Source organism: Variovorax sp. CF079 (assembly GCF_900101545.1).
In the GTDB taxonomy this organism is placed as follows: domain Bacteria; phylum Pseudomonadota; class Gammaproteobacteria; order Burkholderiales; family Burkholderiaceae_C; genus Variovorax.
Genome location: NZ_FMZU01000030.1, coordinates 1 through 16586, shown reverse-complemented (window position 1 = coordinate 16586; position 16586 = coordinate 1). Strand labels below are relative to the sequence as shown.

Genomic DNA, 16586 nt, shown 5'->3' with positions numbered 1-16586 from the left:
TCACCTTCCCAGATAGACCTCAATGACGCGCTCGTCCGCCTGCACCTCGTCCAGCGTCCCCTGCGCCAGCACCGAGCCGTCGCACAGCACGGTCACAATCTCGGAGATGGTGCGGATGAAGCTCATGTCGTGCTCCACCACCATCAGCGAGTGCTGGCCCTTGAGCTTGAGGAAGAGCTCGGCGGTGCGCGCGGTCTCCTCGTCGGTCATGCCCGCCACCGGCTCATCCAGCAGCAGCAGCTTCGGATCCTGCATCAGCAGCATGCCGATCTCGAGCCACTGCTTCTGCCCGTGGCTCAGGTTGCCCGCCAGGCGCAGCACGCTGCCTTCGAGATGGATGGTGTGCAGCACCTCGGCCAGCCGGTCGCTCTGCGCCGAATCGAGCTTGAACAGCATCGAGGCCTTCACGCCCTTGTCGGTCTTGAGCGCAAGCTCGAGGTTCTCGAACACGGTGAGGTGCTCGAACACGGTCGGCTTCTGGAACTTGCGGCCGATGCCGAGCTGCGCGATCTCGGCTTCCTTGTGGCGCAGCAGGTCGATGGTGCTGCCGAAGAAGACGGTGCCTTCGTCGGGCCGGGTCTTGCCGGTGACGATGTCCATCATCGTGGTCTTGCCGGCGCCGTTGGGGCCGATGATGCAGCGCAGCTCGCCCGGCGCGATGTCGAGAGTGAGCTTGTTGATGGCCTTGAAGCCGTCGAAGCTCACGCTCACGTCCTCGAGGTAGAGGATGCGGCCGTGCGTGATGTCGACCTCGCCCGCCGTCGCATGGCGACCGTAGCCGGCTTCGCGGCCGCCCGATTCGGTCAGGCTGGCGCGGTCGCCGTGGCCGTGCCGCGCGATGCGCTGCGCGCCCGCTTCCATCAGATCGGGCGTCATGCGCGGGCTCCCTTCGCTTCCACCACCAGCGGCGCGAGCGCAGAGGGCTCGACGCCCTGCTCCGCAGCCATGGCACGTTGCGCCTCGCGCCGGCCTTCGCTCGCCGGCGCCTTCTCCCTGGCCGCCCATTTCTTGACCAAGCCCACGATGCCGTTCGGCAGGAACAGCGTGACAGCAATGAAAAGTGCACCCAGGAAGTAGAGCCAGTACTCCGGGTAGGCCACCGTGAGCCAGCTCTTGGCACCGTTGACGATGAAGGCGCCGAGGATCGGGCCGATCAGCGTGGCGCGGCCGCCGACCGCGGCCCAGATCGCGATCTCGATCGAGTTGGCGGCGCTCATTTCGCCGGGATTGATGATGCCCACCTGCGGCACATAGAGCGCACCGGCCACGCCGCACATGATGGCCGAGATGACCCAGATCGTGAGCTTGTAGGGCAGCGGGTTGTAGCCCGAGAACATCACGCGCGACTCGGCATCGCGAATCGCCTGCAGCACACGGCCGAACTTGCTGCCGATCAGCCACCTGGCGAACAGGAAGAAGCCGAGCAGCGTGAGGCCGGTGAGCGCGAAGAGCGTCATGCGCATCTCCTGCGTCGCGATCGGCACGCCGAGGATGCGCTTGAAATCGGTGAAGCCGTTGTTGCCGCCGAAGCCGGTCTCGTTGCGGAAGAACAGCAGCATCGCCGCGAAAGTCATGGCCTGCGTGATGATCGAGAAGTACACACCCTTGATGCGCGAGCGGAAGGCGAAGAAGCCGAACACGAAGGCGATCAGGCCCGGCACCGCGACGATCAGGATCAGCGTGGCGACGAAGCTGTCGCTCAAGCTCCAGTGCCAGGGCAGCGTCTTCCAGTCGAGGAAGACCATGAAGTCCGGCAGCTCGCTCTTGTAGTTGCCGTCGCGGCCGATCTGGCGCATGAGGTACATGCCCATCATGTAGCCGCCCAATGCGAAGAAAAGGCCGTGGCCCAGCGAGAGGATGCCGGTGTAGCCCCAGATCAGGTCCATGGCCAGCGCACAGATGGCGTAGCACATGATCTTGCCGACCAGCGCCACCGCGTAGTCGCTCATGTGCAGCTGGCTGCCCGCGGGCACCAGCAGGTTGAGCACCGGCGCCAGCGCGCAGACGGCGATCAATGCGATGAAAAAGGCGGTCCAGCCCTTGCCGCTCAGGAGCGGGCCCTTGGAAGGAAGTGCGACTCGGGTCATGCCTCGGCGCTCCGGCCTTTGACTGCGAAGATGCCCTGCGGCCGCTTCTGGATGAAGATGATGATGAAGACCAGCACCGCAATCTTCGCGAGCACCGCGCCGGCCCAGCCTTCGATGAACTTGTTGAGCACGCCCAGCCCCATGGCCGCATACACGGTGCCGGCGAGCTGGCCGACGCCGCCCATCACCACCACCATGAAGGAATCGACGATGTAGCTCTGGCCGAGGTCGGGGCCGACGTTGCCGATCTGCGAGAGCGCGCAACCCGCGAGCCCCGCGATGCCGGAGCCGAGCGCGAAGGCATAGGTGTCGATGCGCGCCGTGTTCACGCCCATGCAGGAGGCGATCGGCCGGTTCTGGGTGACGCCGCGCACGAACAGGCCCAGGCGCGTCTTGCCGATGAGCCAGCCCATCGCCAGCAGCACCAGCCCCGCGAAGATGACGATGCAGATACGGTTCCACGGCAGCGTGACGTTGCTCAGCATCGTGAAGCCGCCGCTCATCCAGGCCGGGTTCTCGACACCGACGTTCTGGGCGCCGAAGAGCGAGCGCACCAGCTGCTGCAGCATCAGGCTGATGCCCCAGGTGGCGAGCAGGGTCTCGAGCGGCCGGCCGTAGAGGAAGCGGATCACGCCGCGTTCCAGCACCGCGCCGACCAGCGCCGAGGCGAGAAAGGCGACCGGAATCGCAGCCACCAGGTACCAGCCGAAGGCCGCCTCGGGCATGTAGCGCTGGAAGATGCCCTGCATCACGTAGGTGGCGTAGGCGCCGATCATCATCAGCTCGCCGTGCGCCATGTTGATCACGCCCATCAGCCCGTAGGTGATGGCGAGGCCCAGCGCGGCGAGCAGCAGCACCGAACCGAGGCTCACGCCGCTGAAGATCGCGTTGATGCGGTCGCCCCAGACCAGCGCGCCGTCGATGCTGCGGATGGACGCGTCGATGACGGCCTTGACCTCGGGGTCGGTCTCGTCGGCAAGGCGCTGGTTGAGCAGCAGCTTGGTGTCGGGATTGCGGCTCTCGCCGAGCGCCTTGGCCGCGGCGATGCGCTTGGCCTTGTCGGCGCTGCTCAGCATGCTGGCGGCGCGCACCAGTTCGAGCTGGGCCTTGATCTTGGCGTTGGTCTCGGCGGCCAGCGCCTTCTCGACCAATGGGAGGCGCGACTCGTCGGGCTCCTTGAAGAGGGCCTGCGCCGCTTCGGCACGCACCGCTTCGTCCTTGCTGGTGAGCTTGAGTGCGGCCTGCGCGGCATCGAGCGCGCCGCGCATCAGGTTGTTGTTGACCACGTCCTCGGCGTTGTCGGGCAGCTTCTGCTCGGCGCCGGTGACAGGGTCGAAGGCCTTGTCGTCCCTGATGAGGAACACGCGGTCTTCGGTGTACTTGACCGCATCGTCGGCCATGGCCTGAATGAAGGCCGAAGTCTTCTCGTCGGCCGTGGCGACGGCCTTGTTGAGCGCGGCAATGCGGTTTTCGGAATCGCCCGAAGCGATGGCCTTCGCCTCGTCGGCGGTCAGCGCGTGGGCAGGAGCGGCGGCGAGCAGCGCGAGCGCCGCCGCGCAGCAGTAGATGGAGCGCAAGAATGTGTACACGGCGTTCTCTGTTCCAGGAACACCGCGGATCCGGCTCCGCCGGTCCGCTGGTGTTGCCCCCTGCAAGGGGGTTGGCGTAGCGACACGAAGTGCGCGCAGCCTGAGGGTGTTACAAAGATTTCCCTGCCGGCTGGTCCGGCTTCTTGTCGTTGCCCTCGATGTACGGGCTCCACGGCTTGGCCTTGACCGGACCCGGCGTCTTCCACACCACGCCGAACTGGCCGTCGGCCTTGATCTCGCCGATGAACACGCTCTTGTGCAGGTGGTGGTTCTTCTCGTCCATCTTCGAGACGATGCCCGAAGGCGCGGTGAAGGTCTGGCCGGCCATCGCCGCGATCACCTTGTCGGTGTCGGTGCTCTTGGCCTTCTCGACCGCCTGCTTCCACATGTGGATGCCGATGTAGGTGGCTTCCATCGGGTCGTTGGTGAGCGGCTTGTCCTTGTGGCCGGCGATGTTCTTGGCCTTGGCGTAGTCGCTCCACTGCTTGATGAAGGCGGTGTTGGTCGGGTTCTTGATCGACATGAAGTAGTTCCATGCAGCCAGGTGGCCGACCAGCGGCTTGGTGTCGACGCCGCGCAGCTCTTCCTCGCCGACCGAGAAGGCGACCACCGGCACGTCCTTGGCCTTCAGGCCGGCGTTGCCGAGTTCCTTGTAGAAGGGCACGTTGGAGTCGCCGTTGATGGTCGACACCACGGCCGTCTTGCCGCCGGAAGAAAACTTCTTGATGTCGGCCACGATGGTCTGGTAGTCGCTGTGGCCGAAGGGCGTGTACTTCTCGTCGATGTCGGTGTCCTTCACGCCCTTGCTCTTCAGGTAGGCGCGCAGGATCTTGTTGGTGGTGCGCGGATAGACGTAGTCGGTGCCCAGCAGCACCCAGCGCTTGGCGCCGCCGCCGTCCTTGCTCATCAGGTAGTCGACCGCGGGAATGGCCTGCTGGTTGGGCGCGGCGCCGGTATAGAACACGTTCTTGCTGAGCTCTTCACCCTCGTACTGCACGGGGTAGAACAGGAGGCCGTTCATTTCCTCGACCACCGGCAGCACCGACTTGCGCGACACCGAGGTCCAGCAGCCGAAGATCACCGAGACCTTGTCCTGGCCGAGCAGCTGCTTGGTCTTCTCGGCGAAGAGCGGCCAGTTGGAGGCCGGATCGACCACCACGGGCTCGAGCTTCTTGCCGAGCACGCCGCCCTTGGCGTTGATCTCGTCGATCGCCATGAGCACGGTGTCCTTGAGCACGGTTTCCGAGATCGCCATCGTGCCCGACAGCGAGTGCAGCACGCCGACCTTGATGGTGTCGGCCGCGAAGGCCGGCACGGCGGACAGGCTGGCAAGCGCCACGGCGGCGGTGAGCGCCTTGAGGGTGAAACGACGTTGTTGCATGAAGACTCCTTCTCCTGGTGGTTTGAACGATGGAGAGGAGTCTGCGGAATCGGTCACGGAGCGGGAATACGCCGGGTGGCGTACGAGGCCTCAGCGGCGCAGAAGATCCGGATGATTTCTTTTCGGATGCTTCTTCAGGGACACCATCTCAAGTGCGGTGGCGACGTGCGCCTTGAGCCTTGCGATGCTCAACAAGTTCTGCAAAGTCATTTTCTTCCCCCTTCAGCCATATCTTGGGGCCGCCGGCGACGTTGACCGCGAAGCCCTGCCCTTCCTTCAGCTTCCTTGCGAAATCCGCCACGCTCATGGGCGTGGGATTCACCTCTCGGCCCAATGTCGCCTGGGCTTCGGTCAAGGCCAACGCGACATCCGCGAATCGTGCGCTTCCCAGCACCGTCACGTCGTGGTCGCTGCGTGGGCTCTCCGTGCCCGAGGCCATCGAACCGTAGACGAAGGCCAGCGACACGGATTCGCCTAGAGGAAAAAGTGCGTCACGCAGTACGGGCGACCCCGGCCGTCTTCCGAAGCAAACCGGCGAGGTCATTGAACACCGGGCTTTGCGTGTTCGCCTGGTAGTGAACCTGGCGGCCGACCTCGCTGCGCAGTAACAGCCCGGCGTCGCTCAGGCCGCGCAACTCTCGATGCAGCGAGCCGGCCGATGCGCCTGTCAGGCGTGCCAGCTCTCGTACGTGCAGCGCCTTCTCCGGGTGCAGCAACAGGGCGGCCAACACGCGCGAGCGTGTCTGGCCCAGCAGATATTCGGCAATACCGGGCATGTTCTCAATTTTGCTTCAATTGTAGCAATTATGAGAACGAATTTTCCAGCATCACGCGAAGAACGCCCTCGCATAGTTGATCGGCGCATGATCCGCCAGGTCGCGCAGCAGCACGGCGCCGCGGCGCCATGCATGGTCTATCACGTAGCGGGCGCGGCCCTGGGTGCGGTCGGCCTCGATGAAGCTGGCGTCGGGGTTGTGCAGGCACTCGCCGGCGCAGGTGATATAGCTGGTGGCCCCCGCATGCGCATAGAGCGAGAAGGCAGGCGGCAGCTGCGTCACGAGATCGCAGCCGTCGACCAGGCGCACGATCTCGATCCCGGCGAGGGCCGCGACGAACTCGGTGTTGCCCACGCGCGGCGAGCCCAGCGTGACCAGCAGGGTCGGGGGCAGAAGGGTCGCGATCAGCATCGCGAGCGCGCCGCCGAGGCTGTGGCCGGTCACGATCAAGGCGCTGCGGCCGGCGGCCTCGCCTTCCGCCCACTCGCGCACCGCGGGCCACAGGGCGCGCGCCGAACGCGCGAAGCCCGCGTGCACACGGCCGCCGGCTTCGGCCCAGTCGACCTGGTGCGCCTGCAGGTTGGTCGCGTGATCGCGAATCTCGTCGGGCTGCGTGCCGCGGAATGCGAGCAGCGCGCTGCCGTCGGCATGCAGGGCGGCAAAGGCGAAGCCGTGGGTCTCGGCGTGCGCGATGAGCTTCGGCGCGCCGAAGCCGGCGTGGCGCAGCGCCTCGGTCAAACGCAGCCGCTCGGCCTCCGAAGTCTCGGCGCGGTAGTAGGCCAGCCGTGCGGACTCGACGGCCCACTGCGCGGGCGTGTAGCTCTGGCCGGGCTCGAACAGCGTCTCGCGCCGCTCGGGCGAGTAGAGCGCGGTGCGACTGGGGTCGTACGGAACGCCGGGCATGGCCTCAGACCGCCGCGGCCACCTTGAACTGCTTGGCCGCGAAGGCCCAGATCAGGCGCGTGGCGCTCGGCCCGGCTGCATCGCTGAAGGGCAGCCGCGGCGCCCCGCCGCTCCATGCATGGCCCAGGCCGGCCACTTCGCACAGCATCACGAAGGTGCGGCCGCCGCGCTTGAATTCGGTCACGCGCATCGCATGCCGCTTGCCGCGCTGCAGCGTACGCTCCGCGCCGGGCTTGGCGCCGGTGGCCGTGGCCCAGACCTCCGCCGTGCTGCCCGCATTGCTGGCCGAGACCACGACGTCGGCATCGCCGTGCAGCACCAGCAGGGGCGGCAGCGTGGTGAAGACGGCGGCGGCGCCCATGGCCTTGCCGACGGCGGTCGCCGGCATGGGCGGCACGTGGCGCCCGCGCATGGCGCCCAGCGCGGTGGCCGGCGATCTGGCGGCGCCGGGCGCCACGCCGGAGTGCATGGCTACCGCCTTGAAGCGCACCGGGTAGCGCGTGGCCAGCAAGGCGGCCATGCTGGCGCCGGCGGAGAGGCCAGCCACGGCGACACGCTCGCGGTCCACCGGATAGAGCGTGCAGGCCTGGTCGAGCGCGGACATCAGGGTCGCGGCTTCCGCGTCGGCCTTGCCGGAACGCCGGTCGTACCAGTTCCAGCAGCCCTGCGGATGAGCGAGCCGGTCCTGCTCGGGGTAGAGCACGAAGAAGCGCTCGCGCGCCGCGAGCAGGTTCATGCGCGTGCTGACCGCGAAGTCGCGCCCGGTCTGCCCGCAGCCGTGCAGCATCACCAGCAGCGGCAGGCGTTCACTGGGCTGGATATCAGGCGGCCGGTACAGGTGATAGCGGCGCGCGCCACCGGGGCCGATGGCCATGCCGGACAGCCAGTCGCCGGGGCCGCGCGGCGGCTTGAGCTGCTTGGCGGCGGCGCGCGTCACCTCGCCCGCGATGCGCGTGCCGCTGCGCAGCGTGGCATTGGTGAGCGCTTTCAGGCTGCGCTGGTAGGCGCGCGTGAATGCCGAAGCGGCGAAGGTCGGGGGACGACGGGCCATGGTGAATGCGTGGGCCGGATTCACCGGCCCGGTACACCTTAGCAGCTTCCGCGCCCGGCCTGGGCTAGTACACCTCGGGCACGTACATCGACTCCGGCACCGGCTGGCGCAGGTAGTCGGCATTGCGCACGCGCGCCGGCAGTTCGATGGGCGGGTGCGGCACCTCGTGATAGGGCAGCTGGCCCAGCAGGTGGCTGATGCAGTTCAGGCGCGCCTTTTTCTTGTCGACGGCCTGCACCACCCACCAGGGCGCCTCCTCGATATGGGTGCGCTCGAGCATGGTTTCCTTGGCCTTGGTGTATTCCTCCCAGCGGCGGCGGGATTCCAGGTCCATCGGGCTCAGTTTCCACTGCTTGAGCGGGTCGTGGATGCGGCCCAGGAAGCGCATGTGCTGCTCTTCGTCGGTGATCGAGAACCAGTACTTGATGAGCTTGATGCCCGAACGCACCAGCATGCGCTCGAAGTCCGGGACGGTGCGGAAGAACTCCTCGTACTCGTCGTCGGTGCAGAAGCCCATCACGCGCTCGACGCCGGCGCGGTTGTACCAGCTGCGGTCGAACAGCACGATCTCGCCCGCGGCCGGCAGATGGGCCACATAGCGCTGGAAGTACCACTGCGTGCGCTCGCGGTCGTTGGGCGCCGGCAGCGCGGCCACGCGGGCCACGCGCGGATTGAGCCGCTGGGTGATGCGCTTGATCACGCCGCCCTTGCCCGCCGCGTCGCGGCCCTCGAACAGGATCACCACCTTCTGCCGGCTGTGCTGCACCCAGTCCTGCAGCTTGACCAGTTCGCCCTGCAGGCGGAAGAGCTCCTTGAAATAGGCTTGGCGCTCAGCCTTGTCGGCGGTGCGGCCCGATTCGAGCTCCTCGAGATTGCGATCCTCGATCTCGAGCTCGAACTCCTCGTCGTAGCTGTCGACCAGGTCGCGTGCGATGCGCTCCATCAGGTCGTTGTGGTCGCTGAGGGTGCTGGGCAGCGTCATGGTCGGCTCGAATCAGGGGAAAAGACCATGCTGCCCCGCCTGCATGACGAACATGTGACAGAAAAGGCGCTTTCGGCGTGTCGTCACGATACTGACATATGAGACGCACAGCATTGGCGGGATTCGCCTGCCTTCCGACCCTCTGACGTTCTGAACCGCTCCGCCTTGCCCTCACCCCGGGATATCGCCACCGCATCGTATGGCGGGGACGAAGCAGGCCTGATCTGCGGCTACCTCTTCGACGCAGCGGCCGAAGAGCCGGCGAGCGCCATCGATTCCGCCGCTGCGGCCGATTGGCTGCAGCAGGCCGAGCCGCCGGCCGGCGCCTTCCTGTGGCTGCACTTCAACCTGAGCCACGCGCAGGCCGAGCGCTGGCTGCAGCGGCATGCGGACCTGTCCGACACCTTCTTCGAGACGCTGAAGGAAGGCCTGCATTCGACCCGCATCGAGCGCGCCGACGATTCGCTGATCGCGGTCATCAACGACGTGCATTTCGAGTTCAGCTTCGAGCCCTCGGACATCTCCACCCTGTGGATCAGCGTCGGCCCGCGCCTGGTGGTGACGGCGCGCGCCAAGCCGCTGCGCTCGGTCGACGCGCTGCGCACGGCGGTGAAGGCCGGCGATGCGCCGCGCTCCACCACCGAGCTGCTCGAACACCTGCTGCGCGCGCAGGCCGAGGTGCTGGTGAACATCGTGCGCGGCGTGACGGCGCGCATCGACACGATCGAGGACGAACTCCTGGCCGGCCGACTCGACCACAAGCGCGCCCGGCTCGGCGCGATGCGCCGCCTGCTGGTGCGGCTGCAGCGCCTGCTGGCGCCCGAACCGGCGGCGCTGTTCCGGCTGCTGCAGCGCCCGCCCTCCTGGATGGCCGAAGCCGATGCCCAGGAACTGCGCGGCTCGACCGAGGAGTTCTCGGTGGTGCTGCGCGACATGGGTGCGCTGCAGGAGCGCATCAAGCTGCTGCAGGAAGAGATCGCGGCCAACGTCAACGAGGACAACAACCGCAGCCTGTTCGTGCTGACGGTGGTGACCGTGCTGGCGCTGCCGATCAACATCCTGGCCGGCCTGTTCGGCATGAACGTGGGCGGCATCCCGCTGGCCGAGGACAAGCACGGCTTCTGGGTGGTGGTGGCGATCGTGCTGAGCTTCACCGCGATCGCGGCCTGGGTGGCATTCCGCAAGAAACGCTGAAAAGACGAAAAGAATAAGATCGTGGCGTGTCTTCCATCCTCAATGCAGACCTGCACTGTCACTCCGTGGTGTCCGACGGCACCCTGACCCCCGAAGAGCTGGCCGCCCGGGCCGCCGCCAACGGCGTCGAACTCTGGGCCCTGACCGACCATGACGAAATCGGCGGCCAGCACCGCGCAGCCGCGGCGGCCCGCGAGCAGGGCATGAAGTACCTCACGGGCACCGAGATCTCGGTCACTTTCGCCAATGAAACGGTGCACATCGTGGGCCTGGGCTTCGACCCCGAGGACGCGGCGATAACCGAGGGCCTCTACGACACGCGCGGCGGCCGCGGCAAACGCGCCATGGAGATGTCCGAAGGCCTGGCCAAGGTCGGCATCCATGGCGCCTACGAAGGTGCGCTCAAGTTCGTCGGCAATCCCGAGCTCATCTCGCGCACGCATTTCGCACGCTTCCTGGTCGAGCAGGGCCACTGCCGCGACACCAACGAGGTGTTCCGCAAGTTCCTCACCGAAGGCAAGCCCGGCTACGTGCCGCACCGCTGGGCCACGCTGAAGGACGCGGTGCGATGGATTACCGGCGCCAAGGGGCTGGCCGTGATCGCGCACCCCGGCCGCTACCGGTTCACTGCCAACGAGGAGTACGCCCTGTTCCTCGAATTCAAGGAGCACGGCGGCCGGGCGATCGAGGTCGTCACCGGCAGCCACTCGCCGGCCGAATACGAGGAGTACGCCGACAAGGCGCTGGAGTTCGGCTTCGCCGCCTCGCGCGGCAGCGACTTCCACAGCCCCGACGAGAGTCACTGCGACCTGGGCAAACTTCCCTGGCTCCCCGGCAAACTGACACCGGTGTGGGAGCTGCTGGAGCACCGCATCCAGTGACCGGGCCGTCGACGAGCGGCGGCCTGGCCGTCCGGAAGAGCACGCGCGACATCGCATCCGAGCGCATCCTGGCCGGCATCGGCCTGGTGCTCTTGGCCGTCGCCTGCTTCGCAACGCTGGACACCGCCACCAAGCTCTCGACCGCCGGCGTGCCGATCCTGATGGGCGTGTGGTTCCGCTATGCCTTCCAGGCGGTCGCGACCACGGTCGTGCTGCTGCCCAAGCACGGCCCCGCGCTGCTGCGCACCCAGCATCCCAAGTACCAGCTGCTGCGCGGCGCCCTGCTGCTCGCGTCGAGCACGCTGGCCTTCCTCAGCCTGCGCTACATGCCGCTGGCCGAATTCACCTCGGTGGTGTTGATCGCGCCGCTGGTCATCACGCTCCTGGCCGCGACCACGCTCAAGGAACAGGTGTCGCCACTGCGCTGGGCGCTGGTGGCGGGCGGCTTCGCCGGCACGCTGGTCATCCTGCGCCCGGGTGGCGAAGCCTTCAGCTGGGCCGTGCTGCTGCCGATCGGACTGGTGCTCACCAACGCCTGGTTCCAGGTGCTGACCAGCAAGCTGGCGCAGACCGAGAACCCGCTCACGATGCACTTCTATACCGGCTGGGTCGGCACGCTGATCGCCTCCCTCACCCTGCCCTTCGCGTGGGCGGCACTGCCGGGCTGGCACTGGTGGGCCTTGCTGTGCCTGATGGGCTTCATGGGCACGGTCGGCCATTTCATCCTGATCCTGGCCTACCAGCGCGCGCCAGCCTCCACCCTCACGCCCTACCTCTACGCGCAGATCGCCTTTGCGATGCTGGGCGGCTGGCTCATGTTCTCGCAGGTGCCGGACCGGCTCTCGCTGATCGGCATCGCGACGATCGCGATCTGCGGCGCGGCCGGCGCCTGGCTCACGGTGCGCGAGCGCCGCGTGCCGATCGAGCCGGCCGAATCCTAGGCAGAATGCGCAAGGCCATGGCCCAGTACTTCGAACTCCACCCCGACAACCCGCAGCAGCGCCTTCTCAAGCAGGCCGCCGCCCTGCTGGCGCGCGGCGAGATCGTCGCGGTGCCGACCGATTCGAGCTATGCACTGGCCTGTCACCTGGACGACAAGGATGCGGTGGACCAGCTGCGTCGCATCCGCCAGGTCGACGAGAAGCACCACCTGACGCTGATCTGCCGCGACCTGAGCGAGCTCGCCGCCTATGCGCGGGTCGACAACAAGCAGTACCGGCTGCTCAAGGCGGCCACGCCCGGGCCCTACACCTTCCTGCTCGAAGCCACCAAGGAAGTGCCGCGGCGCGTCAGCCATCCGCAGCGCAAGACCATCGGCCTGCGCGTGCCCGACCACAGGGTGCTGGGTGAACTGCTCATGCTGCACGGCGAGCCGCTCCTGGCCACCACGCTGATCCCGCCCGGCGAGACCGAGGCGCTCAACGATGCGCAGCTGATCCGCGAACGCTTCGAAAAGCAGATCGGCGCCGTGATCGACGCCGGCGCCTGCCCTTCGGAGCCGACCACGGTGGTCGACCTCACGCCGATGGGCATGGGCGGCGATCCGGTCCTGGTGCGGCAGGGCCGCGGCGCGCTGGCGGTGCTCGGCCTTTGAGCCCGGCCTCCCTGGCCGGTCTGAGACAATGGGTTGGTGGATATTTCAAACCTGATTCAAACCGTGCTGATCTACGCACTGCCCGTGGTCTTCGCGATCACGGTGCACGAGGCGGCCCACGGTTACGTGGCACGCTACCTCGGCGACAACACGGCCTACGTGCTGGGGCGCGTGACGCTCAACCCGGTCAAGCACATCGACCCCATCGGCACCATCCTGATGCCGCTCCTGCTGTACTTCGCGACCTCCGGCGCCTTCCTGTTCGGCTATGCCAAGCCGGTGCCGGTCAATTTCGGCCAGTTGCGCAATCCGAAGCGCGACATGATCTGGGTGGCGCTGGCGGGGCCGGCCTCGAATTTCATCCAGGCCATCCTGTGGGCGCTCTTGCTGGTCGGCCTGGTCGCCGCGGGCGTCGACGAAACCTTTTTCATCAAGATGGCCCAAGGCGGCGTGCTGGTCAATCTCGTGATGTGGGCCTTCAATCTGTTTCCGCTGCCCCCGCTCGACGGCGGCCGGGTGCTGGCCGGCCTCCTGCCGCGCGGCGGCGCGCAGGAGTTCCTCGCGCGCATCGAACCCTACGGCTTCTTCATCGTGATGGGCCTGGTCATCGCCGGCATCGTCAGCACCTGGTGGCTGCGCCCGCTGATGAGCTTCGGCTACCAGGCGATCAACCTGCTGATCTCCCCCCTCACGGCCCTGCTGCGCTGAGTTTTCCCCCATGGCAACGTCCTCCACCGCTCCCGTCCGCTTCCTCACCGGCATCACCACCAGCGGCACGCCGCATCTGGGCAACTACGTCGGCTCGGTGCGGCATTCGGTGCGCTTCAGCCGCCAGGCCCATGTGCAGAGCTTCTACTTCCTGGCCGACTACCACGCGCTGATCAAGGTCGACGAGCCGGCGCGCATCCAGCGCTCGACCCTCGAGATCGCCGCCACCTGGCTGGCCTGCGGGCTCGATCCGGAGCGCGTCACCTTCTACCGCCAGTCCGACATTGTCGAGATTCCCGAGCTCACCTGGCTCCTGACCTGCGTCACCGGCAAGGGCATGCTGAACCGCGCCCATGCCTACAAGGCGCAGATGGACAAGAACATCGCGCGCGGCGAGGACCCGGACGCCGACGTGAGCGCCGGCCTCTTCATGTACCCGGTGCTGATGGGCGCCGACATCCTGTTGTTCAACGCCCACAAGGTGCCGGTGGGCCGCGACCAGGTGCAGCACATCGAGATGGCGCGCGACATGGCGCAGCGCTTCAACCATCTCTATGGCGAGCACTTCACGCTGCCCGAGGCCGAGATCGACGACGCGGTGGCCACGCTGCCGGGCCTCGACGGCCGCAAGATGAGCAAGAGCTACGACAACACGATCCCGCTCTTCACCCCGCGCGCCCAGCTGCAGAAGCTGATTGCCGGCATCGTGACCGACTCGCGCGCACCCGGCGAGCCCAAGGATACCGAGGGCTCGGCGCTGTTCCAGATCTACCAGGCCTTCGCCGACGGCGAGGAAACCGAAGCGTTGCGCAAAGCCTACGCCGACGGCATCGGCTGGGGCGATGCCAAGCAGATCCTGTTCGAGCGCATCGACCGCGAGGTCGCGCCGATGCGCGAACACTACGATGCCCTGCTCAATGACCCGGCGCAGATCGAGAAGATCCTCCTGGCCGGCGCCGACAAGGCGCGAGCGCTCTCCCGCCCCTTCATGGCCGAGCTGCGCCATGCCGTCGGCCTGCGCAATCTGGGGGCCGGGAGCCAGGGCACGGCCCGCAAGGCAGCCAGGGCCGCGCGGCCGAGTTTCAAGCAATACCGCGAAAAAGACGGGCTTTTTTATTTCAAGCTGCTCGACGCGAATGGTGCACAACTGATACAAAGTCTGGGTTTCGCGTCGCCGCAGGAGGCGGGCCGGGCGATCGCGACGCTGCGCGAGCAGCGCGGCGCCGGACTGACCCTGATCGCCGCGCAACTCGAACCCATCGACAATGCGGGCATGCGAACGACAACGGAGGCCCTGGAAGCGCTTGCATCCGAGGCTGCAAACGAGAAGAACTAGGGAAGATTCCGCGCGATGACGACCGGCACCGCCGGCCAGCGCGCACACAGTGAGAAAAAAGTTATGAGTATTTATGTCATCGACGATCACCCCTTGATGCGCGACGCCATCGTGATGGTGCTGCGGCGCCTGCGGCCGGCCGAGAACATCGTGGAGCTGGAACGGCTCGACAAGCTGGCCAGCGCCGTCAAGCAGCACGGTGCGCCGGGGCTGTTCTGCCTCGACCTGAAACTGCCCGATGTGACAGGCGTTTCAGGCGTGATCGCGGTGAAGCAGATCTACCCCGACGTTCCGGTCGCGGTCTACTCGGCTTCGCCGGCAGCCGACATGGAAGAGGCCTGCATCGAGGCCGGCGCCGACACCTACATCGAGAAGTCGGCCAGTTCCGCGGAACTCACCGCCGCGCTGCGCGGCCTCCTGATGGCCGACACCGAGGCCGAGGAGCCGGTGGCCGCCGCCAACAGCAAGCTGTCGAAGCGCCAGACCCAGCTGATCGCCATGCTCGACCAGGGCATGAGCAACCGCGACATCGCGACCGAGCTCGACATCAGCGAGCACACGGTGAAAGTGCACCTGTGGCGCCTGTTCCGGCGCCTCGGCGTGAAGAGCCGGACGCAGGCGCTGCACCACGCCCGCACGAACGGATTGCTCTCCAGCAACCCCTAAAAAAACCGGGCTCGTGGCCCTCGGGGTTGGCTTAAAGCGTTGACGCCAAAGCCCAAGACGCCAAACGACCTCCGAGTCACTTGCTGCCGGGGGTCGTTCCTTTTTGTGCAAGAGCCGTAGGCCCGCAATGGAGCAAAGGGGAACAGCCGGTTAGGGCCCGTGCGGTCCTTCACGTCTGTGGACGACAGTTTCTTCACCCGGCCCTCGCCAGTCCAGGGAGGCAATCTCGGCCAGCGATTGCCGGGCTGAGATGGCAGCCTCAAACCCAGAGACGCTGTCCGCCTCCACCGGGACCTACTTCGTCGCCGCGGCCACCTTGGCCAGCCGCTCGATCTGCTCCCGTCCCTCCTTCAGCAGCGCATTCCAGCTGTCGGGCGGGTTGCCATCCTTGAGCATCTTTCGGAAGGTCTTGTAGGCATCTGTATCACTCTCGTAGGCACGCCTTGTGTCCTCGTCGTTCACCCAGGCCAGCAGGATCGTCTTGGTCTCGGCGTGGTAGCGGAAGAACAGGCGGTACTGCTGCAGGAACTTGGCACGGAACCAATGCTTGTACTCGTCTCCCAGGGTGTCGCCCTGGCGGAACTGCGGATGCGTAGGGTCTTGAGGGATCAGTTCAAACGCGACCTTCGTTACCGCAGCCAGGCGCTTGGCCGCATTCTTCTTCATCCATCCCTTCGAGTCGCGCTTCTTCAGCGCCTCCACCTTTTGCGCGAGTTCCTCGAGTTGGTCCAGGAAGAGCGGGTGCGCGAAGATGTTCCAGCCGTTGATGATCAGAGGCCTCGGTTCAGCGGCCTCGGTCATTCGTCGTCACACGACAGCGCAGCATCCAGGTCGACATCGACGCCTTCGGTAAGGCCACGCAGGCGCTCCACGAACCCCGCGTCCACGGCCTTCACGCGCTCCGGGTGGGCAGCGATGTCCTTGGCCAGGAAATTCAAGAACTGGCCCATGACAGGATCCGCCTCGGCGGCTGCTTCGGCACGGCTGATCACGACGCTACCATCCTTCAGCTCGTAGTGGATCTTGTCGCGCTTGCCCAACCGCAACGCCTGCCGAATTGGCTCGGGCACTGTGGTCTGGTAGCGGTCGGTGAGGGTGCTTTCAGCTTCGAGGGTGGCAGCCATTTCGGCCTCCTGAAAATTTTGCTTCCCCGGATAGTAATGCAATTGCATTGTCTTGGCAATGCACTGCATTGTCAGCAGCGCTGCTCGCCGCTCTCACCGGTCCCGCGAGTTCTGAGGTGCCGTCGCACGCCCGCTTATGGCCGCATTCTGCCTGTCGGCGTCGGGCGGGATAGGACAGGACTGCGCGAACTCATCGGCGAAGAAATCGCCCAGCCAAGACGGTAGTGTCGCGGCCACGCCGGCGACGAAGGACTCGATTTCGGGCAGCACCGCTCAAGTCAGAGGCTTCGTCCAATCGCCCGCATCCGGTCGCT

Annotated in this window: 18 protein-coding genes; 7 read left to right on the top strand and 11 right to left on the bottom strand. The window is 66.5% G+C overall.

The window, feature by feature from the left end:
• The 9 genes from urtD to ppk2 all read right to left on the bottom strand — a co-directional run bounded on the left by urtD (position 1) and on the right by ppk2 (position 8769).
• Entirely contained in the window at positions 1–876 is an 876-nt protein-coding gene (urtD, locus tag BLS74_RS30345; protein WP_093111178.1) for an urea ABC transporter ATP-binding protein UrtD, read from the bottom strand.
• Positions 873–2087, bottom strand: a complete 1215-nt coding sequence (gene urtC / locus BLS74_RS30340; RefSeq protein WP_093111176.1) for an urea ABC transporter permease subunit UrtC — start codon at positions 2085–2087, stop codon at positions 873–875. The genes urtD and urtC overlap by 4 nt, the downstream gene beginning before the upstream one ends.
• A complete protein-coding gene (gene urtB / locus BLS74_RS30335; protein WP_093111285.1) occupies positions 2084–3628 on the bottom strand; it encodes an urea ABC transporter permease subunit UrtB in 1545 nt (514 codons plus the stop codon). Before urtB ends, urtC begins: the two co-directional genes overlap by 4 nt.
• 157 nt (positions 3629–3785) lie before the next feature.
• Positions 3786–5057 carry an urea ABC transporter substrate-binding protein gene (urtA, locus tag BLS74_RS30330; protein ID WP_093111174.1) on the bottom strand — a complete coding sequence of 424 codons (1272 nt, stop codon included), beginning with the start codon at positions 5055–5057 and terminating at the stop codon, positions 3786–3788.
• Positions 5058–5205: 148 nt separating this feature from the next.
• Entirely contained in the window at positions 5206–5523 is a 318-nt protein-coding gene (locus BLS74_RS35390; protein ID WP_244504088.1) for a nucleotidyltransferase family protein, read from the bottom strand.
• A 25-nt stretch (positions 5524–5548) separates the two neighbouring features.
• Positions 5549–5833 carry a winged helix-turn-helix domain-containing protein gene (locus BLS74_RS35385; protein ID WP_244504087.1) on the bottom strand — a complete coding sequence of 95 codons (285 nt, stop codon included), beginning with the start codon at positions 5831–5833 and terminating at the stop codon, positions 5549–5551.
• A 51-nt stretch (positions 5834–5884) separates the two neighbouring features.
• Positions 5885–6736, bottom strand: a complete 852-nt coding sequence (locus BLS74_RS30320) for a lipase family protein (protein ID WP_093111172.1) — start codon at positions 6734–6736, stop codon at positions 5885–5887.
• A gap of 4 nt (positions 6737–6740) precedes the next feature.
• Positions 6741–7787 carry an extracellular catalytic domain type 1 short-chain-length polyhydroxyalkanoate depolymerase gene (locus tag BLS74_RS30315; RefSeq protein ID WP_093111170.1) on the bottom strand — a complete coding sequence of 349 codons (1047 nt, stop codon included), beginning with the start codon at positions 7785–7787 and terminating at the stop codon, positions 6741–6743.
• Positions 7788–7851: 64 nt separating this feature from the next.
• Positions 7852–8769: a polyphosphate kinase 2 gene (gene ppk2 / locus BLS74_RS30310; protein ID WP_093111169.1), complete on the bottom strand. Its 918-nt coding sequence runs from the start codon at positions 8767–8769 to the stop codon at positions 7852–7854.
• 165 nt (positions 8770–8934) lie between these two features.
• Between ppk2 and BLS74_RS30305 the strand changes: the two genes are divergently transcribed.
• The 7 genes from BLS74_RS30305 (at position 8935) to BLS74_RS30275 (ending at position 15148) form a co-directional block, all read left to right on the top strand.
• Positions 8935–9963, top strand: coding sequence for a transporter (locus BLS74_RS30305; RefSeq protein ID WP_093111167.1), 1029 nt, complete (start codon positions 8935–8937; stop codon positions 9961–9963).
• 26 nt (positions 9964–9989) lie between these two features.
• Complete coding sequence (locus BLS74_RS30300; protein WP_093111165.1) at positions 9990–10844, top strand: 3',5'-nucleoside bisphosphate phosphatase; 855 nt, start codon at positions 9990–9992, stop codon at positions 10842–10844.
• Complete coding sequence (locus BLS74_RS30295) at positions 10841–11785, top strand: DMT family transporter (protein WP_244504086.1); 945 nt, start codon at positions 10841–10843, stop codon at positions 11783–11785. Before BLS74_RS30300 ends, BLS74_RS30295 begins: the two co-directional genes overlap by 4 nt.
• A gap of 17 nt (positions 11786–11802) precedes the next feature.
• Positions 11803–12438 carry an L-threonylcarbamoyladenylate synthase gene (locus tag BLS74_RS30290; protein ID WP_093111282.1) on the top strand — a complete coding sequence of 212 codons (636 nt, stop codon included), beginning with the start codon at positions 11803–11805 and terminating at the stop codon, positions 12436–12438.
• A 36-nt stretch (positions 12439–12474) separates the two neighbouring features.
• A complete protein-coding gene (locus tag BLS74_RS30285; protein WP_093111280.1) occupies positions 12475–13146 on the top strand; it encodes a site-2 protease family protein in 672 nt (223 codons plus the stop codon).
• 10 nt (positions 13147–13156) lie between these two features.
• A complete protein-coding gene (locus BLS74_RS30280; RefSeq protein WP_093111163.1) occupies positions 13157–14482 on the top strand; it encodes a tryptophan--tRNA ligase in 1326 nt (441 codons plus the stop codon).
• 63 nt (positions 14483–14545) lie between these two features.
• Entirely contained in the window at positions 14546–15148 is a 603-nt protein-coding gene (locus tag BLS74_RS30275; protein WP_093111278.1) for a response regulator transcription factor, read from the top strand.
• A 294-nt stretch (positions 15149–15442) separates the two neighbouring features.
• On the opposite strand, the gene BLS74_RS30270 is transcribed toward BLS74_RS30275, so the two are convergent.
• Positions 15443–15949, bottom strand: coding sequence for a type II toxin-antitoxin system YhaV family toxin (locus tag BLS74_RS30270; RefSeq protein ID WP_093111161.1), 507 nt, complete (start codon positions 15947–15949; stop codon positions 15443–15445).
• Complete coding sequence (locus tag BLS74_RS30265; RefSeq protein WP_093111276.1) at positions 15946–16272, bottom strand: type II toxin-antitoxin system PrlF family antitoxin; 327 nt, start codon at positions 16270–16272, stop codon at positions 15946–15948. Before BLS74_RS30265 ends, BLS74_RS30270 begins: the two co-directional genes overlap by 4 nt.
• Positions 16273–16586 lie beyond the last annotated feature (314 nt).